Annotated in this window: 14 protein-coding genes and 1 pseudogene; 2 read left to right on the top strand and 13 right to left on the bottom strand. The window is 71.7% G+C overall.

The window, feature by feature from the left end; genetic code table 11:
• Positions 1-51: 51 nt before the first annotated feature.
• Together fabI and fabG are read right to left on the bottom strand one after the other, a co-directional pair.
• Positions 52-819 (bottom strand): enoyl-ACP reductase FabI, encoded by a 768-nt coding sequence (gene fabI / locus ACFXGA_RS08840; protein ID WP_378085718.1) that lies wholly within the window; start codon positions 817-819, stop codon positions 52-54.
• Between the two features lie 44 nt (positions 820-863).
• The gene (gene fabG / locus ACFXGA_RS08835) at positions 864-1,568 is read right to left on the bottom strand and encodes a 3-oxoacyl-[acyl-carrier-protein] reductase (RefSeq protein WP_378085716.1); all 705 of its coding nucleotides are present in this window, start codon (positions 1,566-1,568) and stop codon (positions 864-866) included.
• A gap of 92 nt (positions 1,569-1,660) precedes the next feature.
• Between fabG and ACFXGA_RS08830 the strand changes: the two genes are divergently transcribed.
• Entirely contained in the window at positions 1,661-4,303 is a 2,643-nt protein-coding gene (locus ACFXGA_RS08830; protein WP_378085714.1) for an FAD-binding and (Fe-S)-binding domain-containing protein, read from the top strand.
• 277 nt (positions 4,304-4,580) lie between these two features.
• Here the strand turns inward: ACFXGA_RS08830 and cutA are convergent, their stop codons facing one another.
• From cutA to ACFXGA_RS08775, 11 genes and pseudogenes are all read right to left on the bottom strand, one after another.
• Complete coding sequence (gene cutA, locus ACFXGA_RS08825; protein WP_378085712.1) at positions 4,581-4,904, bottom strand: divalent-cation tolerance protein CutA; 324 nt, start codon at positions 4,902-4,904, stop codon at positions 4,581-4,583.
• Positions 4,901-6,856 (bottom strand): beta-galactosidase, encoded by a 1,956-nt coding sequence (locus ACFXGA_RS08820; RefSeq protein WP_378085710.1) that lies wholly within the window; start codon positions 6,854-6,856, stop codon positions 4,901-4,903. Before ACFXGA_RS08820 ends, cutA begins: the two co-directional genes overlap by 4 nt.
• Positions 6,853-7,788: a carbohydrate ABC transporter permease gene (locus ACFXGA_RS08815; RefSeq protein WP_378085708.1), complete on the bottom strand. Its 936-nt coding sequence runs from the start codon at positions 7,786-7,788 to the stop codon at positions 6,853-6,855. Before ACFXGA_RS08815 ends, ACFXGA_RS08820 begins: the two co-directional genes overlap by 4 nt.
• Positions 7,785-8,759, bottom strand: coding sequence for an ABC transporter permease (locus ACFXGA_RS08810; protein ID WP_378085706.1), 975 nt, complete (start codon positions 8,757-8,759; stop codon positions 7,785-7,787). The genes ACFXGA_RS08815 and ACFXGA_RS08810 overlap by 4 nt, the downstream gene beginning before the upstream one ends.
• Positions 8,746-10,365 carry an extracellular solute-binding protein gene (locus tag ACFXGA_RS08805; protein ID WP_378085704.1) on the bottom strand — a complete coding sequence of 540 codons (1,620 nt, stop codon included), beginning with the start codon at positions 10,363-10,365 and terminating at the stop codon, positions 8,746-8,748. Before ACFXGA_RS08805 ends, ACFXGA_RS08810 begins: the two co-directional genes overlap by 14 nt.
• 218 nt (positions 10,366-10,583) lie before the next feature.
• Positions 10,584-11,582 carry a LacI family DNA-binding transcriptional regulator gene (locus ACFXGA_RS08800; RefSeq protein ID WP_378085702.1) on the bottom strand — a complete coding sequence of 333 codons (999 nt, stop codon included), beginning with the start codon at positions 11,580-11,582 and terminating at the stop codon, positions 10,584-10,586.
• Position 11,583: 1 nt separating this feature from the next.
• Positions 11,584-14,112 (bottom strand): beta-glucosidase, encoded by a 2,529-nt coding sequence (locus ACFXGA_RS08795; RefSeq protein WP_378085700.1) that lies wholly within the window; start codon positions 14,110-14,112, stop codon positions 11,584-11,586.
• A 270-nt stretch (positions 14,113-14,382) separates the two neighbouring features.
• Positions 14,383-17,319: a glycoside hydrolase family 48 protein gene (locus ACFXGA_RS08790; protein ID WP_378085698.1), complete on the bottom strand. Its 2,937-nt coding sequence runs from the start codon at positions 17,317-17,319 to the stop codon at positions 14,383-14,385.
• A gap of 118 nt (positions 17,320-17,437) precedes the next feature.
• Positions 17,438-20,380 carry a glycoside hydrolase family 9 protein gene (locus ACFXGA_RS08785; RefSeq protein WP_378085696.1) on the bottom strand — a complete coding sequence of 981 codons (2,943 nt, stop codon included), beginning with the start codon at positions 20,378-20,380 and terminating at the stop codon, positions 17,438-17,440.
• A gap of 215 nt (positions 20,381-20,595) precedes the next feature.
• Positions 20,596-20,985 (bottom strand): cellulose binding domain-containing protein, encoded by a 390-nt coding sequence (locus ACFXGA_RS08780; protein WP_378085819.1) that lies wholly within the window; start codon positions 20,983-20,985, stop codon positions 20,596-20,598.
• Positions 20,977-22,812 (bottom strand): annotated as a pseudogene (locus tag ACFXGA_RS08775) (glycoside hydrolase family 3 protein); the annotation flags it as partial. The pseudogene ACFXGA_RS08775 and the gene ACFXGA_RS08780, both read right to left, overlap by 9 nt.
• Before the next feature lie 431 nt (positions 22,813-23,243).
• Between ACFXGA_RS08775 and ACFXGA_RS08770 the strand changes: the two are divergent.
• Positions 23,244-24,662: a glycoside hydrolase family 6 protein gene (locus ACFXGA_RS08770; protein WP_378085694.1), complete on the top strand. Its 1,419-nt coding sequence runs from the start codon at positions 23,244-23,246 to the stop codon at positions 24,660-24,662.
• Positions 24,663-24,777: the final 115 nt, after the last annotated feature.

The following is a 24,777-nucleotide window of genomic DNA, read 5'->3' as shown; positions in this document are numbered from 1 at the left end:
GCCGCACAACCGGGTCGGCGTGACCGACCGCACGCCGACCCGGGTCGCGCGCTACAGGCCCAGGAAGTGCACGCCGCCGTCGACGAACACCATCGACCCGGTCGTGGCCGGGAACCAGTCCGACAGCAGCCCGCACACCGACTTGGCGACCGGCTCCGGGTCGGCCACGTCCCAGCCCAGCGGCGCCTTCTCCGCCCACAGGGCCTCCAGCTGCGGGAAGCCGGGGATCGACTTGGCCGCCATGGTGCGCACGGGGCCCGCCGAGACCAGGTTGACCCGGATGCCCTGCGGGCCGAGGTCGCGGGCCAGGTAGCGGTTGATCGCCTCGAACGCCGCCTTCGCGGGGCCCATCCAGTTGTAGGCGGGCCACGCCTGGCGGGCGTCGAAGTCCAGGCCGACGACCGACGCGCCGCGGCCCATCAGCGGCAGGGTGGCCTGCACCAGGGCCTTGTAGGAGTACGCCGAGACGTGCATGGCCGTGGAGACGTCCTCCCACGGCGCGTCCATGAACGGCGCGCCCAGGCACGACGGCGGCGCGTAGCCGATCGCGTGCACCACGCCGTCGAGGCCGTCCACGTGCTCGCGCACCCGGTCGGCCAGCGTGTCCAGGTGCTCCTGGTTCTGCACGTCGAGCTCGACCAGCGGCGCCGGCTGCGGCAGGCGCTTGGCGATCCGGTCCACGAGGCTCATCCGGCCGAAGCCGGTGAGCACGACCTGGGCGCCCTGCTCCTGCGCGACCTTGGCCACGTGGAAGGCGATCGACGCGTCCGTGATCACGCCGGTGACCAGCAGCCGCTTGCCTTCGAGCAGTCCCGTCACTGAAACCCGTCCTCCGAGAAGTTGTGCTTGGTAGTGGCAGTGGCTCAGTGGCCCATGCCGAGGCCGCCGTCGACCGGCAGCACCGCGCCGGTGATGTAGGCGGCGGCGTCGGAGGCCAGGAAGGTGACGGCGGCGGCGATCTCGTCGGTCGTGCCGTAGCGGCCCGACGGCACCTGGCCCAGGATCTGCTTCCGGCGCTCCTCGGGCAGCGCGTCGGTCATGTCCGTGGTGATGAACCCGGGCGCGACGACGTTGGCGGTGATGTTGCGCGAGCCGAGTTCGCGGGCGATCGACCGGGCCACGCCCACCAGGCCCGCCTTGCTCGCGGCGTAGTTGACCTGGCCCGCGCCGCCGGTGAGGCCGACCACGGAGGAGATGAACACGATCCGACCGTAGCGCTTGCGCAGCATGCCCTTGGACGCGCGCTGGGCGACCCGGAACGCGCCGGTCAGGTTGGCGTCCAGGACGCGGGTGAACTGCTCGTCGGTCATCCGCAGCAGCAGGGTGTCGTCGGTGATGCCGGCGTTGGCCACGAGCACCTCCACCGGCCCGTGCGCCTCCTCGACCTCGGCGAACGCCGCGTCCACCTCGGCGGAACTGGTCACGTCGCACTTGACGCCGAGCAGGCCCTCGGGCGCGCCGGACCCGCGGTGCGTCACCGCGACCTTGTCGCCCTGCGCGGCGAACGCCTGAGCGATCGCCAGACCGATGCCCCGGTTGCCGCCGGTGACCAGAACGGACCTCGACACGCTTGCTCCCATCGCTGCTGGTTGATGCGGGCGAGGCTATCCCGTACCCCGGAGTACGCCATCATCGGCCGGAGGTGGATCACAATCGGGCCGTGACCGGTTTCGTCGAACACCTCCGGACCGCGGTGGACGGCGACGTGCTCGCCCACCCCGGCGACCGCGCGCTGTACTCCGTCGACGCGTCCAACTACCGCCACGTGCCCGCGGTCGTGGTGCGCCCGAGGTCGGTGGACGGGGTGGTGGCCGCGGTCGGGGTGGCGGTCGAGCACGGCGTGCCGATCACCCACCGCGGCGCGGGCACCTCGATCGCGGGGAACTCGGCCGGGTCCGGCCTGGTGATCGACTTCTCGCGGTACCTCGACCGGGTGATCTCGGTGGACCCGGTGGAGCGGGTCGCCGTGGTGCAGCCCGGGGTGGTGCTGGACCGGCTCAACGACGCCGCCCGGCCGCACGGGCTGGTGTTCGGGCCCGACCCGTCCACGCACTCCCGCTGCACGCTCGGCGGCATGATCGGCAACGACGCGTGCGGCGCGCACTCGGTCGCGTGGGGCAAGACCAGCGACAACGTGCGGGCGCTCGACGTGCTGCTGGCCGACGGCCGCCGGTTCGACACCCGCACTCCCCCGCCGCTGGACCTGCCGGAGGTGGACCCGTCGTGGTTCCCGGCGCTGGACCGGCGGGTGTCGGGGTACCGGCTGGACGCGTTGCCGGACCTGACCCGGGCGTTGGTCGGCTCGGAGGGCACGTGCGCGACCGTGCTGGGCGCGACGGTGGAGCTGGTGCCCGCCCCGCCGCGCCGGGTGCTGGCGGTGCTCGGCTTCGACGGCCCGTACGACGCCGCGGACCTCGCGCCGGCGCTGCGCGAGCTGGACGTGCTCACGATCGAAGGGCTGAACGTCGAGCTGGTGCGCGCGGCGGGCGACTCGCGGGGGCTGCTGCCGCCCGGCCGGAGCTGGCTGTACGTGGAGGCGGTGGAGGACTCGGTCGCGCACCGGGCCGCCGCGCTCGCGCCGCACTCGGTGGTGGTGACGGACCCGGGGCGGCAGCGCGCGCTGTGGCGGCTGAGGGAGGACGGCGCGGGGCTCGCGACCCGGATGGCCGACGGCGGCGAGGCGTGGTCGGGGTGGGAGGACGCGGCCGTGCCGCCGGAGCGGCTCGGCGCGTACCTGCGCGAGTTCGACGCGTTGCTGGCGGGGCACGGCCGGCGCGGCGTCACCTACGGGCACTACGGCGAGGGCTGCCTGCACGTGCGCATCGACTTCGACTTCCGGCGGGGGCACCGGTCGTTCCTGGAGGACGCGGCGGACCTGGTGGTGGCGCACGGCGGGTCGTTGTCGGGCGAGCACGGCGACGGCCAGGCGCGGTCGGAGCTGCTGCCCCGGATGTACCCGCCGGCCGCGATCGAGGCGTTCGGGCGGTTCAAGGCGGCGTTCGACCCGGGCAACCTGATGAACCCGGGCCGGATCGTGGCGCCCGCGAAGCTGGACGCCGACCTGCGCGTGCTGGTCGCGCCGCCGGTGATCCCGACCAGGGCGAAGCTCGCGCTGCACGCCGACGGCGGCGACCTGGCGGCGGCGACGCGGCGGTGCGTGGGCGTGGGCAAGTGCCTGAACACGTCCGGTGGGGTGATGTGCCCGAGCTACCGGGTGACGCGGGAGGAGAAGCACTCCACGCGCGGTCGGGCGCGACTGCTGTTCGAGATGCTGAACGGGCAGGTCGTGCGCGGCGGGTGGCGGTCGGAGGAGGTGCGGGAGGCGCTGGACCTGTGCCTGGGCTGCAAGGGGTGCAAGCGGGACTGCCCGGTGGACGTGGACATGGCCACGTACAAGGCGGAGTTCCTGCACCACCACTACCGGGGGCGGGTGCGGCCGGCGGCGCACTACTCGATGGGGTGGCTGCCGTTGTGGTTGCGACTGCGGTTGGTGAACCGGGTGAGCGCGCGGTTCGCGCGGTTCGGCGGGGTGGCGCCGGAGCGGCCGTTGCCGACGCCGGTGCGGTCGTTCCAGTCCCGGTTCGCCGGCGGTGGCGGCGGTGGTGAGCGGGTGCTGCTGTTCCCGGACACGTTCACCAACCACTTCGAGCCGGGGATCGGGTTCGACGCGGCGGCCGTGCTGGGGCACGTCGGGCAGGCGGTGGAGGTGCCGAAGGGCGCGGTGTGCTGCGGGTTGACGTGGTTCTCGACCGGGCAGCTCGGCGTGGCGCGGCGGGTCGTGCGGCGGACCGCGCGGCTGCTGCGGCCGTGGACGCGGGACGGCGTGCCGGTGGTGGGGTTGGAGCCGAGCTGTGCGGCGTTCCTGCGCTCGGACGCGGTGGAGGTGGCGGGCGACGACCCGGACGTCGTGCGGCTGGCCGCGTCGGTGCGGACGTTCGCCGAGCACGTGTCGCCGTTGCTGGAGCCGGTGGCGGGCGGTGGGCGGGCGGTCGTGCAGCCGCACTGCCACCAGTACGCGGAGCTGGGGACGGACGCCGACCGGGACGTGCTGGCCAAGGCGGGGGTGAGCGCGACGGTGCTGGAGGGGTGCTGCGGGTTGGCGGGCAACTTCGGCTTCGAGCGGGGGCACTACGACGTGTCGATGGCGGTGGGCGAGCAGGCGTTGCTCCCGGCCGTGCGGTCCGCCGACCCCGGCACGGCCGTCGTGGCCGACGGGTTCAGCTGCCGCACCCAGATCCGCCACGGCTCGTCCGCCGCCCCCGTCCACCTGGCCACCCTGCTCCGCCAGCGCCTGTCCCTCTGACCCCCGCGCGTGTCCTACGTTCGCGTCACGCGTGTCCTACCTCCAGAACGCGTGAGTCCTACCTCCAGAACGCGAGAGTCGTACGTTCAGAACGCGTGAGTCGTACGTTCAAGTCTCGAGAGTCGTACGTTCGCGCCCCCTGAGTTCAACACTCAGGACGGTCGGCCGGTGACCTGAGCGTTGAATTCAGGGGTCCCGAACGTAGGACACACGCGTTCTGGACGTAGGACACGCGGGGTCTGGAGGTACGACTCACGGGGGTGCGAAGGGGCGGGGGTTAGGGGCGGGTTTCGGTGGTCAGCCAGGTCAGGTAGTCGGGGTTGCCGCCCAGGACGGGGAGGGCCAGCACCTCGGGCACGTCGTAGGTGTGGTGCGCCTTGACGAACTCGGTCAGCTCGTCCACCCGGTCGTAGGCGGTCTTGATCCAGAGCTGGTGCTCGGGCTCGTCGGCGACCTCGCCCTGCCAGCGGTACACGCTGCGGATCGGGCCGCTGATCTGCACGCACGCCGCCAGGCGGGCCTCGACGATCGCCTTCGCCAGGGTGGCGGCGGCGGCCTCGCTGTCCGTGGTGGTGATGACCACGACGTGGTTGTCGCTCATCCTCCCGAGGCTAGCGGCGCGAGGGCGGCGACCCCGAACTTCCCCAGCGCCACGGAGCCGGCGACGGTCGCGCCGGTCAGCAGGTCGACGTGCGACCCCGGCACGTCCAGCCGCACCTCCGACGTCCCGTGGTTGACCAGGAACAGCACGTCGCCCCGGCGCACCGCCTCCACCCCGCGCGGCGGTCCGAGCACCGGTTCGACACCGGCCTCCGCGACCACGCGGGCCAGCAGCCGCCCCATCGCGTCGGCGGACGGCCGGGTGCCCACATACCACGCCACCCCGTCGCCGAACGCGTTGCGCAGCACCACCGGCACCCCGTCGACCAGCGACGCGACGACCTCCGCCCCCTCGGCCCGCAGGTCGTCGTACCAGAAGTCGGCCGTGAACTCCCCCAGCGACGCCGACGTGCACGCCAGCACCTCGTCCGGCCCGAGCGGCACGACCTCCTCGACCCGGAGCCCCAGCACGTCCCGGAACGGCGCGGGGTAGCCGCCGAGCCGGACCTCGTCGTGCTCGTCCACCACGCCGGAGAAGAACCCCATGACCAGCGTGCCGCCGCCCGCCACGAACGACCGCAGCGGCTTCGGGTCGCGCACCAGGTACAGGTTCGGCACCACGACCAGCCGGTACGCCGACAGGTCCGCCTCCGGGTGCGCGAAGTCCACCGTCACGCCGAGGTCGAACAGCGGCTCGTAGAAGTCCCGCACCCGCCGCAGCACGTCGAAGTCCGCGGACGGGTGCCCGTCGAGCTGTGCCGCCCACCAGCTCTCCCAGTCGAGCACCACGGCCACCGACGCGGTCACCCCGGCGCCCGCCACCGGCGCCAACGCCGCCAGGTCCGCCCCCAGCGCCACCACCTCGCGGAACACCCGGCTGTCCGGTCCCGCGTGCGGCACCATGCCCGAGTGGAACTTCTCCGCGCCGGCCCGCGAGGCCCGCCACTGGAAGAAGCACACCGCGTCCGCCCCCCGCGCCACCGCCTGCACGGACTGCGCGCGGAGCTGCCCGGCGGGCTTGGGCGGGTTGCGCCGCCGCCAGTTCACCGCGCTCGCCGCCTGCTCCATCAGCACCCACGGCCCGCGCGCCAGCGACCGCATCAGGTCGAAGCCCAACGCGCTCATCACGTGCCCGGTCGGGTCGAACGGGTCGGCGTACCAGTCGTGCGACACGACGTCCTCGTGCCGGGCCAGCTCCCAGTAGTCCAAGGGGGCCTGCAGGCCGATGAAGTTCGTCGTCACCGGCACGTCGGGCGTGACCGCCCGCAGCACGTCCCGCTCGGCCCGGAACGACTCCACCAGCACGTCCGAGCAGAACCGGGCGAAGTCGAGCCGCTGCGCGGGGTTGATCAGGTACGGCGCGCGGCGCGGCGGGATCACCTCCGCCCAGTCGCCGTAGCGCTGGCTCCAGAACGTGGTGTGCCAGGCCGCGTTCAACGCGTCCAGCGAGCCGTACCGCGCGCCCAGCCACTCCCGGAAGTGCCGCGCGGTCACGTCGCAGTGGCACACCGGCCCCAGTTCGTTGCCCACGTGCCACATCGCCAGCGCCGGGTGGTCGGCGTACCGCCGCGCCAGGTCGGAGACCAATGCCAGCGCGTGCTCCCGGTACACCGGCGAGGACGGGCAGAACTGGTTGCGCGAGCCGTAGGCCAGCCGGTGGCCGTCGAAGTCCACCGGCAGGGTCTCCGGGTGCCGGTGCCCGAGCCACGGCGGCGGCGAAGCGGTCGGCGTGGCCAGGAACACCTCGATGCCGCCTCCGTGCAGCAGGTCCAGCACGCGGTCCAGCCAGCCGAAGTCCCGCTCCCCCGGGACCGGCTCGATGCGGGCCCAGGAGAACACGCCGACGGTCACGGTGTTCACGCCCGCGCGGCGCATCAGCTCGACGTCCTCGGCCCACACCTCCTCCGGCCACTGCTCCGGGTTGTAGTCGCCGCCGTAGCGCAGGCCCGTCATCCCTTGATCGCCCCCACGATCACTCCCTTGGTGAAGTGCTTCTGCACGAACGGGTAGACCACCAGCACCGGCACCACGGCGAGCACGATCACCGCCATCTTGATCGCGAGCGTCGCCACGACCCCGCCCGTGCCGGTCAGCGTGGAATCCACCGCGCTCGCGCCCGGGATCGACTGGCCCTGCAGCACGTACGTGCGCAGCACGAGCTGCAACGGCCACTTGTCGTTGGAGTTCAGGTACAGGAAGGCGTTGAAGAACGCGTTCCAGTACCCCACCCCGTAGAACAGCGCGATGACCGCCGTGACGCCCTTCGACAGCGGCAGCACGATCCGGGTCAGCACGCCGAACTCGCTCGCGCCGTCGATGCGGGCGCTGTCGATGACCTCCTGCGGCAGGTTCATGAAGAACGACCGCAGCACGACCAGGTTGAACGCCGCCACCGCGCCGGGCAGCACCAGCGCGGCGTAGGTGTCCAGCAACCCGAGCGAGTTCACCAGCAGGTAGGTCGGGATCAGGCCCGGCCCGAACAGGAACGTCAGCAGCACCATGAACAGCAGCGGCCGGTGCGCGAACGACCCGGGCCGCGACAGCCCGTAGGCCGCCAGCAGGGTCACCACCGTGCTGAACAGCGTGCCGACGACCGTGACGCCGGTGCTGACGAGCACCGACCTGGTCACCACGCCGCCGGACAGCAGTTCGGCGTAGGCGCCGAGGCTGAACCCGTCCGGCACGATCACCAGGCCGCCCGCCTCGGTGATCGCCCTGGCCGGCGACAGGCTGGTGACCACCACCACCCACAGCGGGAACAGCACGGCCAGCAGGACCACGCCCACCAGCACGCCCTTGGCCGCCTGGCCGATCCGCGTCGGCGGCTCGTCCCAGACGGGCCGCCGCCGCGCCGAGGCCGACCTGCGCGCGAGAGCCGTCGTCATCGCGAGTACACCCCCTGCTCCCCCACCATGTGCGCCACCCGGTTCGCCGCCAGCACCAGCAGCAGCCCGATCACGCCCTTGATCAGGCCCGCCGCGGCGGCGTAGGAGTAGTCGGCGTTCACCACGCCGGTGAAGTAGACGTAGGTGTCCAGCACCTCCGCCGCCTCCTGGCCGACCGCGTCGCGTTGCAGCAGGAACTGCTCGAAGCCGACGGTCAGCGCCTCGCCCAGGCGCAGGATCAGCAGCAGCACGATCACCGGGATCAGCGCGGGCAGCGTCACGTGCCACAGCCGCCGCCAGCGGCCCGCGCCGTCCACCGCCGCCGCCTCGTACAGGCTCGTGTCCACGGTGGCCAGGGCCGCGAGGAACACGATCGCGCCCCAGCCCGCGTCCTTCCACACCGCCTGCGCGGTCACCAGCCCGATGAACAGGTCCGGGTTGGTCATGACGTCGAACGTCGGCGCGCCGTTGGCGCGCAGCACCTGGTTGAGCACGCCCGCGCCGCCCAGCATCTGCTGGAACAGCGTGACCACCAGCACCCACGAGAAGAAGTGCGGCAGGTAGACCACGCTCTGCACGAACATCCGCAGCCGCGGGCTCAGCAGGCTGTGCACCAGCAGCGCCAGGCCGATCGGGATCGGGAAGTAGAACACCAGCTGGAACGCCGTGATGATCAGGGTGTTGACCGTGGCGGACCAGAACTCCGGGTCCTCCATGATCCGGACGAAGTTCGAGAAGCCCACGTACGGGCTGTAGAGCATGCCGACGTAGGGCGAGTAGTCCTGGAACGCCACCACGTTGCCCAGCAGCGGCACGTAGTGGAACACGGTGAGCAGGCCGATGGCGGGCGCCACCATGACCAGCAGCACCCAGTCCCGCTTCAGCCTGCGCCGCCACCCCGCACGCCGGCCGGCGGCTGCCGGCGTGCGGGTCCGGGCGGACGGTCGTTCCAGCAGGTCAGCGCCCGGCATCGGAGAGGGCCTTGTCGTAGAACTCGCGCAGCTCGTCGCCGCCCGCCTTGCGCCAGTCCTCGGCGAGCTTGTCGACGTCGGACACCGGCCGGCGACCGCGCAGGATGTCGGCCGTCCGGTCCTCGAACTCCTTGGGCAGCTTGGAGAACTCCGCGGGCTCCTCGATGCGCAGGCCGAACGTGGGCGGCCGCACCTGGTGCTCGTAGGCGTCCACGAACCAGGCGTGCTTGGCCTTGACGAAGTCGGGGTACTGGGCGTCGATGATGGCCTCCGGCGCCCGCGACATGAAGCCGTAGGTGAGCGTGACCTCCTTGCGGCCCAGCTCGTTCAGGCCGGGCGCGCCGTTGGCGTCGCGGGTGCTGTGCTTGCCCTCGACGCCGTAGTTGATCAGGAAGTGCTCGGTGGTGCCGACCGGCGCGGCGACGAAGTTCGCGAGCCGCAGCAACTCCTTGATCCGGTCGGGCGAGAGGTCCTTGCGGAACAGCGTGACCATCGCGGTCGGCGCGGTCACGACGTAGCGGGGCTTGCCGCCGTCGTGCGCGAACAGCGGCATGGCCTCCAGGCCGAACTGCGGGTTGGCCGGCCGCTGGCGCCGGACCGCCTCGCCCCAGAAGCCCATGCCCGCCAGGTGGATCAGCATCTGGCCGCCCTCGAACAGCTCGTTGACGCCGGTGTTGCTGCCGGCCACGATGTTCGGGTGCACGAACCCCGCCTCGAACAGCGAGCGGGTGAACTTGACGGCTTCCTTGTACGCGTCCGTCTCCAGCTTGTTGACCACCTTGCCGGACGGGTCGCGGTGCCAGTCGCCGGGGTCGCCGAAGACCCGGACCATGGACCGGAAGACGTCGCCGACGGCCCACCGGTTCGCGCCCGGGTCGTTGATCTTCTTGCAGAGCTGGAAGAACTCGTCGATGTTCTTGGGCGCCTGCCCGCCGAGCGACTCGATGATGTCGCGCCGGTACATGATGGTCTCGGGGAACATCTCGCCCTGGAACGGCACGCCGTAGAGCCGGCCGCCGTAGACGCAGGCGTGCCACGACTCGGAGGGGATGTTCGCGAGCAGCGGGTAGTCCTTGATCTTGTCGCCGCTGAGGATGTCGGTGAGGTCGGCGAACACCTGGCCGACGCCCTCGCTGAACCGCGGCGGGATGGTGAACGTCGGCATCACGGTGATCTCGGGCACCTGCTTGGCCGCCACCATCGCGCCGAGCTTGGCCTGGTAGTCCTGGCCCTGCACCTGCTCGAACTTGACCGTGCCGCCGATGCGCTGGTTGACCGCGTCCCAGTAGGAGTTCTCCCCCAGGCCGGGCGGCAGCGGCCAGAACGCCGGCGTCATCGCGGTGACCTCGCCGCCGTTGAGCACCTTGTCCTTGACCGCGTCCACCAGGTTGGTCGGGAACTTCAGGTAGCCCGCCAGCGAGCCGTTCACGCCGGGCAGGTCCGGCTTCGCGTACTCCACCGGGTGGTAGGACGGCAGCACCTTGGCCAGCGCGTCCTCGCCGAGCGCGGAGCCGGTGTGCTGCGTGGCCGGACCGCCGCACCCCACCAGCAGTGTGCCGCCGGCTGCCGCCGTGAAGGTCAGGAAGCCCCTGCGGTTGAGAATCATCGGAGAAACGCCCCTTTGTGTCGGATCAGGGAAGTTGTGCGCCCTCGCGCACGAAGAGGGGGATGTGGTCGAGCGGCGCCGCGCCCGCCCCGGCGCGGACGTCCCGCCGGTCGAGGCCACCGGTCATCTCCCGCGAACCCATCGGTGTTCCTCCTCGGGTACGTCGAAGCGCTTCGAAACGACGCGTGGGTCCGCGCCGGCGCGGACGGGCGCGGTGCTCAGCGGGTGGTGCTGGCCCGTTCGGTCAGCCGGGGCGGCAGCAGCGTCAGCGGAGGTGTCGGGGACCGGTCGAGCTTCGCCATCAGCAGCGCGACCGCGTGGTGGCCCAACTGCTCGGCCGGCACGGCGACCGAGGTCAGCGGCGGCATGAGCCGCTCGGCCTGGTCGTCGGGGCAGATCGCGACCACCGCGACGTCGTCGGGCACCTTGCGGCCCAGCGACCGCAGCACCTCGACCACGGACGGCAGCGCGGCCTCGTTGTGCACCACCAGGCCGGTCACCGCGGGGTGGCGCTCCAGCAGGCCGGTGATCGCCACCCGGACCGACTCGTGGTCGGTCTCGGTGGGCAGGGTCGTGGACGACACGCCGCGCCGCATGGCCGCCGCGCTGAACCCGGCCATCGTGCGGTGCGCGAAACCGGTGTCGCGCTGGTAGACCGCGCGGGGCGCGCCGACCAGCGCCACGTAGGTGTGCCCGAGGTCGGCCAGGTGGTCCACGCACCGCGAGCCCGCCTCGGCGAAGTCCAGGTCCACGCACGTCAGCCCGGCCGCGTCGGCGGGGAAGCCGATCAGCACCGACGGGCGGTCCAGCTCGCGCAGCACGGGCACGCGCTCGTCGTGCATCTCCACGTCCATCACGAGCAGCCCGTCGACCTGCGCGCTGCCCGCGACCCGGCGCAGGCCCGCCGCGCCCTGGTCGGCGGTCACCAGCAGCACGTCGTGGTCGTGCCGGCGGGCCGCGTTGGCGACCGCGACGACGAACTGCATCAGCACGGGCATGTGCATGCCCTCGCGCATCGGCAGCACCAGCGCCAGCACGTTGGCGCGGTTGCTGGCCAGCGAGCGGGCTCCCGCGTGCGGGTGGTAGCCCAGGGCCCGCACGCTCGCCTCGACCCGGGCCTTGGTGGCCGAGGAGATCGAGCGGCGGCCGGTGAGCACGTACGACACGGTGCTGGGGGCGACCCCGGCGTGCCGGGCGACGTCGGCGATGGTGACCACCTCAGCCCACCTCCCGCACCCGGACGCCGGCGGTCTCGGCGGTGAGCACGACGGACGTGCCGTCGACCGAGAGCCGGGTGCCCGGCGGCGCGGACCGCGACCCCGGCGTCACGTCGTGGAACGCGATCCAGGCGCCGGCCCGGGTGAACACGACCTCGTCGTCCACCAGCCGCACGCCGTCGCAGTCGTCGAAGTCCAGGGCGGGCAGCGCGCCGGTGCGCGGTCCGATGCGCTCCCCCGGCACGTCCACCACCAGCCGCGCCCGGATGTCGCGCGACGACGAGCCGGCGCACAGCTCGTACCGCCCCGCCTCCACCACGCGGCGCCGGGTGATCACGTCCCAGTGCCACAGCCGGTCCGCGCGCAGCTCCACCACCGTGGTCTCGCCGGGCGCGAGGTGGACCCGGTCGAACGATTGGAGCCTGCGCACCGGCTGGCGCACCCGCGAGTCGAGCGCGGACGAGTAGAGCTGCACCACCTCCGCGCCCGCCACCGCGCCGGTGTTGGTGACCGACAGCCGCGCCACCCCGTCGGCCCACTCCAGCGCCGAGTACTCGAACGTGGTGTAGGACAGGCCGTGGCCGAACGGGAACAGCGGTTCGCCGGTGAAGTACAGGTACGTGCTGCCCGCGCGGATGATGTCGTAGTCGAAGATGTCCGGCAGGTCGTCGTCGCCGCGGTACCAGGTCTGGGTCAGCTTGCCCGACGGGGAGTACGCGCCGAACAACGCCTCCGCCACCGCGCGGCCCTGCTCCTGCCCGCCGTGCGCGGTCCACACGATCGCGGGCAGGTGCTCCTCCTCGCCGTCCAGCGCGTACGGGTAGCTGCTCACCAGCACCAGCACCGTGTTCGGGTTGGCCTCGCGGACCGCCCGCACCAGGTCCAGCGAGGGCAGGCGCAGCGTGGTGCGGTCCTGCGTCTCCCGGCCGTTGACGTGCGGGTCGTTGCCCAGCACCAGCACGGCGACGTCCGCCCGGGCCGCCGCCTCGGCCGCGGCCGCGAGGCCGTCCACGACCCGCTCCACCTCGAACGGCCCGGTGTCGGTCTCCTGCACCTTGTTGCGCAGCACCACGCCCGCGTCGGTCAGCCGGGGCTCGAACAGCTCGCGCACGTCCCAGCCGCCCGGCATGGCGGCCGTGGCGACCAGCGAGCCGTCCTCGGCCACGCCCAGGAAGCGCCGCGAGCCCACGTCGCGCAGCGTCCACACGCCGTCGCCCCAGTCGAAGCGGTCGAACAACGCCCGCTCGCCCAGCCCCACGACGCCGCCGCGCACCCCGAGGTAGCGGCCGTCCGCCGCGCGCAGCGCGATCCGGTCGACGCCCTCCACGAAGGTGACGGGGGCGAACTCCTCCAGTCCACGGCGGACGGTCACCTGGTACGGCAGCGTGCCGCTGTACCAGTCCTCGAACAGGGTGTCGGCGTGCGTGCCGATCACGGCCAGCGCGGCGCCCGCGGTCAGCGGCAGCGCCGACTCGTTGCGCAGCAGCACGACGGCCTGCCGTGCGGCTTCCAGCGCCAGCTCGCCGTGCGTGCCGATCACGTCGGAGGTGATGGCCGCGTACGGGTTGTCCTCCGGCGGGTCGAACTCGCCGAGCCGGAACCGCAGCGCCAGCACCCGGCCGACGGCCCGGTCCACCACCTCCTGGTCCAGCAGGCCGTCCTTGATCGCCGTGGTCACGCTCTCGATCAGCAGCGTCGGGTCGTCGTCCTGGTCGGTGAAGCTGTGCAGGCCCGCGTGGAGCAGCGCGGCGTGGGCCTCGGCCTGGGTGGGCAGGTACGCCTGCAACCCGGCCACGTTGGACGGCGCGTAGGCGTCGCTGACCACCGCGACCCCGTCCGGCGACCACGTCTGCACCTCCTGCTCCAGCAACGGGCTCAGGTGCGCCGGCCGGCCGTTCACCAGGTTGTACGACGGCATCACGGCCACCGCCGCGCCCGCCTCGACCGGACCGCGGAAGCACGGCAGCTCGTACTCGTGCAGCACCCGCGGCCGCAGGTCCGACGACGTGACGCAGCGGTCGTCCTCGTTGTTGTAGCCCAGGAAGTGCTTCAGCGTCGGCGCGGTCCGCAGGAAGCGGGGGTGGTCGCCGCGCAGGCCGCTCGCGTACGCCGTGCCCATCGCCGCGGTGAGCGTCGGGTCCTCCGAGTAGCCCTCCTCGTTGCGGCCCCAACGCGGGTCCCGCAACGGGTTCACCACCGGCGCCCACACGTTGAGGCCGTGCTTCACCGGGTCGCGGTGGTGGAAACCGCGCGCCTCCACGCCCGTCGCCTCGCCGACCCGCCGCACCAGGCCGGTGTCCCACGAGGACGCCAGGCCGATCGCCTGCGGGAACACCGTGGCGGGCCCGAGCCACGCGACGCCGTGCAACGCCTCCATGCCGGTGTGGAACCCGGCCAGGCCCAGTCTCGGCACGGCCGGCTGGTGCTGGTGCAGCAGCGCGACCTTCTCCTCGTCGGTCAACCTGCCGAGCAGGTCGGTCACCCTGTCCTCGACCGGCAGACCCGGGTCGCGGAACGGCAACGGGGCCACGGCACACCTCTCGCGGTCGTCGAATTGTTCGAACCTGCAGCTCACTGAATCGAATCGTTTCGATCGCTGCGAAATCGTCGCCGACCGGGGGGCCAGCAGGTGGGGTGCCAGAAATGTGGCACAGCTCTCTCACCCGAGTCAACACCGAAGTTTCACGGTTGTTTCATCGGCGTTGGGGCGTCGAACGCATTCGACATTTGAGACGTTGCACGACACGCCGAACACCCCCCTCACCACGTCGTGAGGGGGGTGCCGGCGACCTTCGCGGGTCTACCCGAACAGCTCCACGTGCAGCTGGAACGCCGTGGCGATCTCAGCCTGCGCCCAGAACCGGTGGTAGGTGAAGGTCGGCGCGGGGCCGCCGTCCAGGTACGCCTGGACCTTCGGCCAGTCCTTGTCCTGCTTGAACATCGAGCGGATGTCCACGAAGGACACGCCGGGCTTGATCTGGTCGCCGTTGGGCATGGTGCCCGACCAGCCCGAAGGCACGTACGGACCCTCACGCGTCGACGTGTTGTAGACGTCGTCGAAGCGGTTGTAGTCCTTGCGCTCCTCCGGCACCGCGATGCCCTTGTCGTCCTTGTGCGCCAGCAGCGCCGTCAAGAGGCCCTCGCCGACGGTCTTCGCCTGGGCGTTGCCCGACTTGGCCGCGTAGTTGAGGAGGGTCTTGGCGTAGGACGCGGCGATGCCGACGTCCTGGCTGAAGTTGAGCACGCGGACGCGCAGGTTCGCGTTGGAACCCGGGTTCGAGGCGTTCCAGGTGTCCGGCGCGCCGGTCCACTCCAGGTCCGAGGGGATCTGGAACTGGCCGTTGGCGCCGACCGTGGTGTTCGCGATGGCCCAGGGGACCCACTTGTCGAGGATCTTCTTGGCCGCCGCGTTGCCCGTCTTCTCGTACAGGGCGGCGGTGCGCTCCATCTGCCACGCCTGGAAGCCGAACCAGCGGTTCGACGGCGGGTCGCGCCACACCGGGTGGGCGTCGTAGAACATGCCGTAGAAGGTCGGCGTGCCCGACGGCGGCGCGGCGTACTGGCCCTCCCAGCTGTTCGTCACGCCACCGGCGATGGCGCCGTCGGCGGACTGCAGCCACTGGAGCAGCTCGAGCTGCCGGGTCATCGACGTGGCCCAGTCCTGCTGGCCGGTCGCGGACTTCGGCTTCAGGGCCGGCACGTTCGCCAGCGCGTAGGCCGCCAGCGGGTTCTGGTAGCCCTGGTGCGACGCGCCGTCACCGATGCGCCACGCCCAGCCGGCCGACGTGTCGGTCGCGCCACCCCACGCGTAGTACCAGGACATCAGGTAGTGCGCGCTGTCCTTGCCGGTACCGGCCGCGCAGTTGGGGCTGGTGCAGTTGCCGATCTTCTTGAAGTACTTGTCGAACATGGCGTAGCGGAGGTAGTCGCCCATCTTGGCGGCCTTCTCCAGCTCCGACGAGATCTCGCTCGCCTTGCCCTGCTCGGTCGCCCACTCGTTCGCCAGCATGGCCACCTGCACCGCACGCGCGTCGGCGTCCGGGGCGTTGGTGTACTTCCACTGCTTGGCGTAGCTGGCGTCCTTGGTGAACAGGTCGAGGAAGCCGTTGGGGCCACCGTGCGCGAACGTGTCGCAGGACGGCTGCGGGATGGTCTCCCACACCGACTCGGACGAACCGCGCTGGTAGGTGTTGATGTACGCGGGCGCCGCGTCGGACTCGTCGCCGCACCGGCCGAAGCCGTAGGTGTTGTCGACGTCGAGCAGCCAGTGCATGCCGTAGATGTCGCTGGTGCCGTACGCGGACTTCAGCTCGGCCGCGATCGGGTCACGGCCGACCGGCACGTTCGAGTCGAGCTGCGACGGGTACTGGTCCATCCGCGGGTGCTCGGGGGCGTACGTCGCGGGCTTGGACGCGTCGTACTTGTCGTTGGTCGGCTGGTCCGCCCGGGCCGGGATGATGTACTTCTCCATCGACGCCCAGGCCTTCTTGAACGGCGCCCAGTCGCCCACGATCTTGCCGTAGCTGGCCTCGAGCCACAGGTAGTAGCTGAACGCCTCGGACGTGGTCTGGTGACCGTGGTCCGGCGCCTCGACCATCAGCGTCTCGATCGAGTGGTACGGCACCTTCAGCCCGTCGGAGAAGGTGCGGAAGTAGCCGCTCGCCGGGTCGTTGATCTTGGCGTAGAGGTCCAGGAACTCCTGCTCGAACGGCGAGGTGTCGGCGCTGGTCTCGCGGACCTCGACCGACGCCGACGCCGCGCCGGTGGCGCTCGCGGTGAAGGTGGCCGTGGCGAGCGTGCCGCCGTTGGCCGCCGAGGTGACCGTGACGTTCTGCTTGGTCGACCAGTTGGTCGGGGTGAACGTCAGCGTCGTCGGAGCGGCCGTGAGGTCGGTGCTGCCGGCCGAGCGGGCCACGCTGACCGTCACGTTCGAGGTCGGCGCGGTGGCCAGCGAGACGCCGAAGGTGGCGGTGGCGCCCTGCCGCACGGTCAGCGACGCCGGGCTGGCCTGGATCGCCTGGCCCGCGATGACCCTGATGCTCGCGATGCTGGAGTTGCCGATGCCGCCCTTGTCGTCCGTGGCGCGGGCCACGATCGCGTGCTCACCCACGGTCGCGCCGGTCCACGAACCCGTGTACGGGGCCGAGGTGTCGGTCGCGACGACGACGCCGTCGGCCAGGAACTCGACCTTGGCGACGGTGCCGTCGCTGTCGGTCGCGGTGGCCGCCAGCGGGATCGCCTGGCCGGACTGGAACGTCTGCGCGGGCGTCGGCGAGGTCAGCGACACCGTCGGGTTGACGTTGACGTTCGGGCCCGTGCAGCGGGTGCCGTTGAGCGCGAAGTCCGTCGGCGGCCGGTTCTGGCCGCTCCACGAGCCGTTGAAGCCGGGCGTGACGGTCGCGCCGGTGCCCAGGTTGGGCGACCAGCTCGGGGCCGCCACGGTCACCGCGCTGCCGCTCTGGCTGAACGTGCCGTTCCAGCCCTGCTGCACGCGCTGGCCGTCCGGGAAGGTCCACGTGAGGCGCCAGTTGTTGACCGCGTCACCCTCGTTGCGGATCGACACGTTGGCGCCGAAGCCACCCTGCCACTGGCTCGTGACCTGGTAGTTGACCGTGCACGCCACGGCCGCGTTCGCCACCGGCGCGACGAACGGCATAACACCCGCGGCGGTCGCCGCCGCGGCTATCAGCGCGAGCGGACCGGTGCGCAACCGTCCCGCTCTGGTGCGGTACCTCATGCGTCCTCCTCCTGCACGGATCAGCCATTGACCCGCGAGCTTGAAAGGGCGTGGCGGGGAGTGGGGTCGGCACGGGACGCCTGGGCGCGCAGAACGCCCCGTGCCGAGTCTCGGGGTGCTAGGGCTCCACGCCCCAGGCGAGGGCGCCGCCGGTGTAGGCGGTCACCCGGTCGAAGTCGGTGAGGGTCGAGCTGACCCGGTAGCTGTGGTCGTCGGCCTGGTTGAAGGACGACCAGTCGGACTTGGCCACCCGGAGCTGGATGTCGCCGGTGCTCGCGCCCGCGGCGAGCGTGCCCGAGGCGAAGGACACCTCGAGGTAGGCGTCCGCGCCGGTGCGCGCGCTGGGCAGCTTCACCACGGTGGCGCGGACGTTGGCGCAGCCGACCACCGCCCAGTCGCAGAACACCTGGTAGTTGGCGTTCGCGGACTCGCCGGTGAACCAGTACCGCAGGGTCACGGTGGACCGGTCGACCGCCGCCGTGCCGCGGTTGACCACGGCGAGCGTGGCGCCGATCTGGTTGGCGGTCGCGCCGCCGTTGCCGCGCTGCTGCACGGCCAGCGTGCCGGTCACCCCGCCGGTCCTGGTCCGGAACGTCACCGCGGTGCTCGCCGCGGAGGTGTTGCCGGCGGCGTCCCTGGCCCGCACGGCGAACGTGTAGGAGGTGTCGGCGGCGAGGCCGGTCAGCTGGTGGCTCACGCCGGTCGTGGTCGCCGCGACCGTGCCGTCCGCCCGTAGCACGTCGTAGCCCGTCACGCCCACGTTGTCGGTGGCGGCGGTCCAGGTGAGCGTCGCGCCCGTGCTGGAGATCGCGGAGGCGGTCAGTCCACCCGGGACGGTCGGCGCCTGGCGGTCGCCGTTGTCGGCGACCGTGATGGTGACCGGCGTGCTCGCCGCGGACACGTTGCCCGCCGCGTCCCTGGCCCGCACCGAGAACGAGTGCACGCCGGGCGCGAGGCCGGAGAGGGGGAACGTCGGGGTGGCCGTGGCACCTACGACCGTGCCGTCCGCCCGCAGCACGTCGTAGCCGGTCACCCCGACGTTGTCGGTGGAGGCGGTCCAGCTCAGGGTGTAGGTGTTGTTCGAGCCGGTGACCACCCGCAGCGCCTGCGGGACGGTCGGCGCCTCGCGGTCCACGACCGCCGGGCCGGGCTCGTTGCCCCACAGGACCTTGCCGTCCTGGGCGAGCACCACGCGGTCGGTCAGCGCCACCGTGTTGCCCGTGCCCAGGCCCGCGTAGGACCAGTCGTTGGACGGGTCCCAGCTGCCCGCGCTGGTGATGCGGAACTGCACCTCGTGCTTGTGCGCCGACTGGCCGCCGGGGTAGACGCCGGGGCACGGCACGTCCACGTAGTACACCGAGCCGCTGTGCTGCTTGGGCGCGGTCGGCGTGCCGCACTGGTTGTAGTTCGTGGTGACGGTGATCTGGTCGGGCGTGGTGGCGCCGTCGAGGGTGAAGTAGTAGCGCAGCGAGCCGTTGAACATCCGGGCGGGCCACGCGGTCTTGTTGATGACGAACGCCTTGATCTCGGTGAAGCCGGGCGCGCTCTGGTTGACCGACGCCTGCACGGTCAGCTCGGGGCCGTCGGTGGCCTCGGCGACCGGGAAGTTGGCCAGCGGCGTGCCGCCGTACTCCTTGTAGAGCCGGGCGAGCGCGCCGGTGAAGGCCGCGTTGTAGTCCAGCGCGACCTCGTTGGCGACGAAGTCGGTGCGGTCGTCCTTGTACGCGTCGTTGTTGGTGCCGGGACCGCCGACCAGCGCGCCGTACAGGACGTGCCGGCTGGTCGCGGGCTCCTGCATGGTGTCGGCCCACGCGCCGTGCGCGGTGCGGTGGTGCGGGTTGCGCGGCGGGTTCGCGCCGAAGCCGACGACGTAGCTTGAGTTGCGCGGGTTGTCGCCGAGCGCGTAGTTGATCTGCCGCACGCCGAAGTCGTGGTAGGTGGCGGCCCTCGCGGCGTCGCGCTCGCGCAGCCAGTCGCCGTAGACCAGGGCGACGAACGCGGTGTTGGCGGCGTACCGCAGCGAGCCCCAGGTGTCGAGGTGCGCCTGACCGCCCGGCGAGTACCGCACCCGGTTGCCGTTGTAGCCGGTGGTCCAGTAGTCGAGCCAGCGGTTGGCGTCGGCGATGTACTCGGCCTCGCCGGTCAGCTTGGCCAGCAGCACGTACGCGCCGTAGGACTTGTCGTCCCAGGCGATCGTCCACCGGTAGGACCGGGTGGTCGTCTGCGGCTCGGTGGACAGCTTCGAGTACTCCGCCTTGGCCTTGGTCAGGTAGCTCGCGTCGCCGGTGGCCCGGTACAGCCAGGCCGCGCCCCACACCAGCTCGTCCTGGTAGCCGCTCCAGGAGTTGTAGAAGTTGGCCGCGTCGGTGATGCAGGAGCTGTACTTGCCGCGGTAGGTGTCGGCGAAGCTGTAGAGCTGCTTGGCGTGCGTCAGCAGGGTCGCCGCGTACGTCGGGTCGGTCTGCTTGAACACCATGGACGACGCGGCCATCGCCGCGGCGTACTCGCCGGCGAGGTCCGAGCCGGGGCAGGAGGCGTCCACTTTGTACGCCGGGCGGGCCATCTGCATGACCTCGGCCGCGCCCCACCACTTGTGGTCGTCGTCGCCCTTGCCGACCTGGCCGTAGACCACGTTCGGCGACGGGTGCGCCTTGATGATCCAGTCCGTGCCCCACTTGAGGTTCGCCATGAGGTGCCGCAGCTGACCCGAGTCCTCGTAGGCGTCCCGGTTCTCGACCGCGCCCCACGCGAGCATCGACATCGTGGCCGCGAACGGCAGGCCGAACTTGACGTGGTCGCCCGCGTCGTAGAAACCGCCCGAGAGGTCGAGGCCGACGTCGCTGCCGTCGCGCAGCGCCGAGTCGCCGCGCCAGTTGACCCGGTTGTCCGCGGGGAGGTCGCCGGACCGCTGGGCGTCGTAGAACCAGATCGACTTCTGCAGGGCCTCGCCGTAGTTGAACGCGGGCGCGGCCGTCGCGGACGGTTGGAACGGGGTCAGCGTCGCGGCGCTGACCAGCACGGCTAGCGTGCCGGCCAGTGCCCCGGACATGCGTCGTCGCATGCGGTGCCTCCGAGGGGCAGGGCGGTGGAGGTTTCTGGGAGCGCTCCCAGTCGGGGACTGTAACGGCATCGAAACACCGTGAAAAGAGGGTTCAGCCACAAAGGCTTGACAAATTCGGCTCGGCAGCCCTCAGGTCGTGGGCCGAATGTCGGCCCGCGCTGCGCCGAATGACGCAGCGTGGGGGAGCGCTCCCAGAAGGTCACCGCGGGCCGCCGCTACCGAACCCGGCAGGTCAGCTCGGGCAGGGTCGCCGTCCCGGACGCGGTGAACCCGAAGGACCCCGAAGCGCCGGGGGCGAGCGCGCCGTTCCAGCCCACGTCGTCCACGGACACCGAGGTGCCGCTCTGGGTCAACCTGCCGTTCCACAGCGAGTTGATCGTGTGGTCGACGCCCCTCGTCCAGGTGACCGTCCAGCCGTTCGACCGCGCGGCGCCGGTGTTGGTGACGGTGACGTCGGCCTGGAACCCGCCCTGCCAGGAGGAGGTGATGCGGGCGGTGGCCGTGCAGCCGCCGGGCGGTGGTGCCGTGGTGGTGGTCGTCGTCGTGGTCGTGGTGGCGGTCGTCGTGGTGGTGCTCGTGGTGGTCGTGGTCGGGGCGTAGCTCAGCCCGTGGCCCAGCGGGTAGAGCGCGGGCTTGCCGTCACCGGCGTTGATCGGCTGCTGCGAGCTGCTGCTCATCCAGGTCACGGGCAGCTTGCCGGTCGGGTTGTAGTCCCCGAACAGCACGTCCGCGACGCCGCGCCCCTCGGTGCCGGGCAGCCAGGAGGCGAGCAGCGCGTTCCAGCTCCCCTGCTGGCCGACGAGGTCCAGCGGGCGCCCGGAGACCAGCACGACGACCACCGGGATGCCCGCCGAGCGCAGCCGGTTGATCGTCTCCAGGTCCTCGCGGTCCAGGCCGAGGCCGTTCGGCCGGTCGCCCTGGCCCTCCGCGTACGGGGTCTCCCCCACCACCGCGATGGCCGCGGTGTACGAGCCGTCGACCCCCGCGCCGTAGCGGTCGTGGGTGATCGTGGCGCGCGAGCCGACCAGGTCGCGGATGCCCTGCAGGATCGTGGTGCCGGGGGTGGTGTTGCCGCTGCCGCCCTGCCAGGTGATCGTCCAGCCGCCGCTCTGGTAGCCGATGTTGTCGGCCGACTTGCCCGCCACGAAGTACTTGCCGGACTTGGCCAGCGGCAGCACGCCGTCGTTGCGCAGCAGCACCTGCGACTGCCGCACCGCCTGGCGGGCCAGGTCGCGGTGCGCCGCCGAGCCGACGGTCGAGGTGAGCGAGCGGTCGGTGAGCGGGCGCTCGAACAGGCCCAGCTCGAACTTCTTGGTCAGGATGCGGCGGTTGGCGTCGTCGATCCGGGCCGTGCTGACCCGGCCGGCCTGCACCTCGGCCTTGAGCAGGCTCGTGAACCGCCGGTAGTCGGTCGGGACCATCACCATGTCGATGCCCGCGTTGACGGCCGCGGCGACCTCCGCGCCGGTGAACCCGGTCGCGCCGTCGAGCTGGTCGATGCCCGCCCAGTCGGAGACCACGAACCCGGTGAAGCCCAGTTCGCCCTTGAGCAGGTCGGTGATCAGGTAGCGGTGGCCGTGCGCCTTGACGCCGTTCCAGCTGCTGTAGGAGATCATCACCGAACCGACGCCCCGGTCGACGGCGGCCCGGAACGGCGGCAGGTGCACCGCGCGCAGCTCCTGTTCGCTGATCCGGGCGTCGCCCTGGTCGTCGCCGCCCTCGGTGCCGCCGTCGCCGATGAAGTGCTTGGCGGTGGCGAGCACGGAGCCGGGCGTGCCGCCGAGCGTCGCGCCCTGGAGGCCGTCGATGTAGGTCGTCATCGCGGTCGGGATCTCCGGGACCTCGCCGAACGACTCGTAGGTGCGGCCCCACCGGTCGTCGCGCGCCACGCACAGGCACGGCGCGAAGTTCCAGTCGATGCCGGTGCCCGCGACCTCCGTCGCGGTGACCTCGCCGATGCGCTTGACCAGGTCGGGGTCGCGCGTGGCGCCCAGGCCGATGTTGTGCGGGAAGATCGTCGCGCCGCGCACGTTGTTGTGCCCGTGCACGGCGTCCACGCCGTAGATCAGCGGGATCCCCAGCGGCGCGGACATCGCCGCGCGCTGGAAGCCGTCGTACATGTCCGCCCACGCCTGGGGCGTGTTCGGGCTCGGCGCGGAACCGCCGCCGGACAGCACCGAGCCGATCCGGTAGGTGGCGAGGTCGGAGGTGGCGGCGAGGGCGCCGCGGTCGACCTGCGTCATCTGGCCGACCTTGTCGTCGAGCGACATGCGGGCGAGCAACTGCTCGACCCGCGGGTCGGCCTGGGTCGCCACCTGGGCGGCGGCCACGGGTCGCAGGTGCGGCACGAGCACGGTGGCGGCGAGGGCGACGGAGGCCAGGAGGGCCGTCGTCACCGCCACCGCGAGGGGTCGGGAGGGGCTGCGCGTCATTGCGGTGCCTCCGGGTCGGGACAGGGTCCGGGGAGAAGGGCTGGGAGCGTTCCCAGACTAGGAATGTCCGGTTTAAAGCACCAGACTTGGGCTTTTCGGCGCAGCACCAGCGCCATCACACGGCCTAATTCGACAACTTTTTCGACATCAACTTCGAACGGGCCGTGATCCGGGTCTCACTCACTCGAACGGCGCAATGGCGCGGTGAAAATATGACTGTGAGTGGCGAACGCCGCGTTCATCGGCAGGCGACCGGTCTCAGGTGCGGTTCATTCGGCGTTTTCTTCACGGACCGTATAAACCGGTGCGGGGCACCGGTCGATCACGGCCTCTTTTCTTCACCGTTTCCGACTGGCTACAGTCCTGCCACCTGGGAGCGCTCCCAGGTGGAGTCAGCCCCCGTTCAGCACCGACGCTGCGAGGACCTTCCGATGCGAGCACACATCACGCACGTTACCGGCCACGACGCCCGGCAACCGCGGCACAGGGCCAGGCTGGCCACGGCCGGTGCCCTGTCCAGCGCGTTGGTCGCCAGTGCGGTGGCCCTGGTGCTCGGCGGCGGCGCCACCACGGCGCAGGCAGCCGACTCCGCGTTCTACGTCGATCCGAACACCTCCAGCGCCAGGTGGGTCGCCGCCAACCCCGGCGACTCCCGTGCGGCGGTGATCCGCGACCGGATCGCCTCCGTGCCGGCGGCGCGGTGGTTCACCACCACCAACACCTCGACGGTGCGTTCGGAGGTCAGCTCCTACGTCGGCGCTGCGGCGGCGGCCGGGAAGATCCCGATCATGGTGGTCTACAACATCCCGAACCGCGACTGCGGTGGCGCCAGTGGCGGCGGCGCGCCGTCCCACGAGGCCTACCGCGCCTGGGTTGACGAGGTCGCGGCGGGGCTGGCGGGCCGGCCCGCGTGGATCGTGCTCGAACCGGACGTGCTGCCGATCATGAGCAACTGCCAGAGCGCCGACCAGCAGAGCCAGACCAGGGCGTCGATGGCCTACGCGGGCAAGAAGCTCAAGGCCGGTTCCGGGCAGGCCAAGGTCTACTACGACATCGGCAACTCGGCGTGGCTGACCCCGTCGGAGGCCGCCAACCGGCTGCGCGCCGCCGACATCTCCAACAGCGCCGACGGCATCGCCTCGAACGTGTCGAACTACCGCCGCACGTCCGACGAGGTGGCCTACACCAAGAACATCCTCAACGCCGTGGGCGACGGCAGGCTCACCGCCGTGATCGACACCAGCCGCAACGGCAACGGCCCGCTGGGCACCGAGTGGTGCGACCCGGCCGGGCGCGCCATCGGCACGCCCAGCACGACCAACACGGGCGACTCCCGCATCGCCGGGTTCCTCTGGGTGAAGCTGCCCGGCGAGGCCGACGGCTGCATCGCACCGGCGGGCCAGTTCGTGCCGCAGCGCGCCTACGACCTGGCCATCGCCGCCGGCCCGACGTCCACCACTACCTCCACGACCACGACCACGAGCACCACCACCACTACCTCCACGACCACGACCACCACGACCACCACATCGCCTCCAGGGGGCGCATGCCGGGTGACGCACCGCGTGGTGAGCCAGTGGTCGGGCGGTTACACCGGTGAGATCGTCATCGAGAACCGGGGCGCTGCGATCAACGGCTGGACCCTGACGTTCTCCGCGCCCGGTGTGACCGTTTCCCAGGGCTGGAACGGGACGTGGACCGACAGCGGCGACATCGTCCGCGTCGGCAACGCTTCCTGGAACGGCGCGCTCGCGACCGGTGGTACCGCGACCATCGGTTACAACGCGAGCTTCAGCGGCGGTACCCCACCGTTCACTTCTCCCACTCTGAACGGTGCGGCGTGCGGCTGACGCCGTAGCCCAGCCCTCGCAGCGGGGGCCCCCCCCCCCCCGCGCCGGCACCGGGGGGGGGCCCGCCGCGGGGATAAAGGTGGGGGGGGCCCAACCCGAGTACGGGCCCCCGGGG

Source organism: Actinosynnema sp. NPDC059335 (assembly GCF_042752395.1).
GTDB lineage: Bacteria > Actinomycetota > Actinomycetes > Mycobacteriales > Pseudonocardiaceae > Actinosynnema.
Note: the sequence above shows the minus strand (reverse complement) of the source record. Positions and strands in the feature narration are given on the sequence as shown.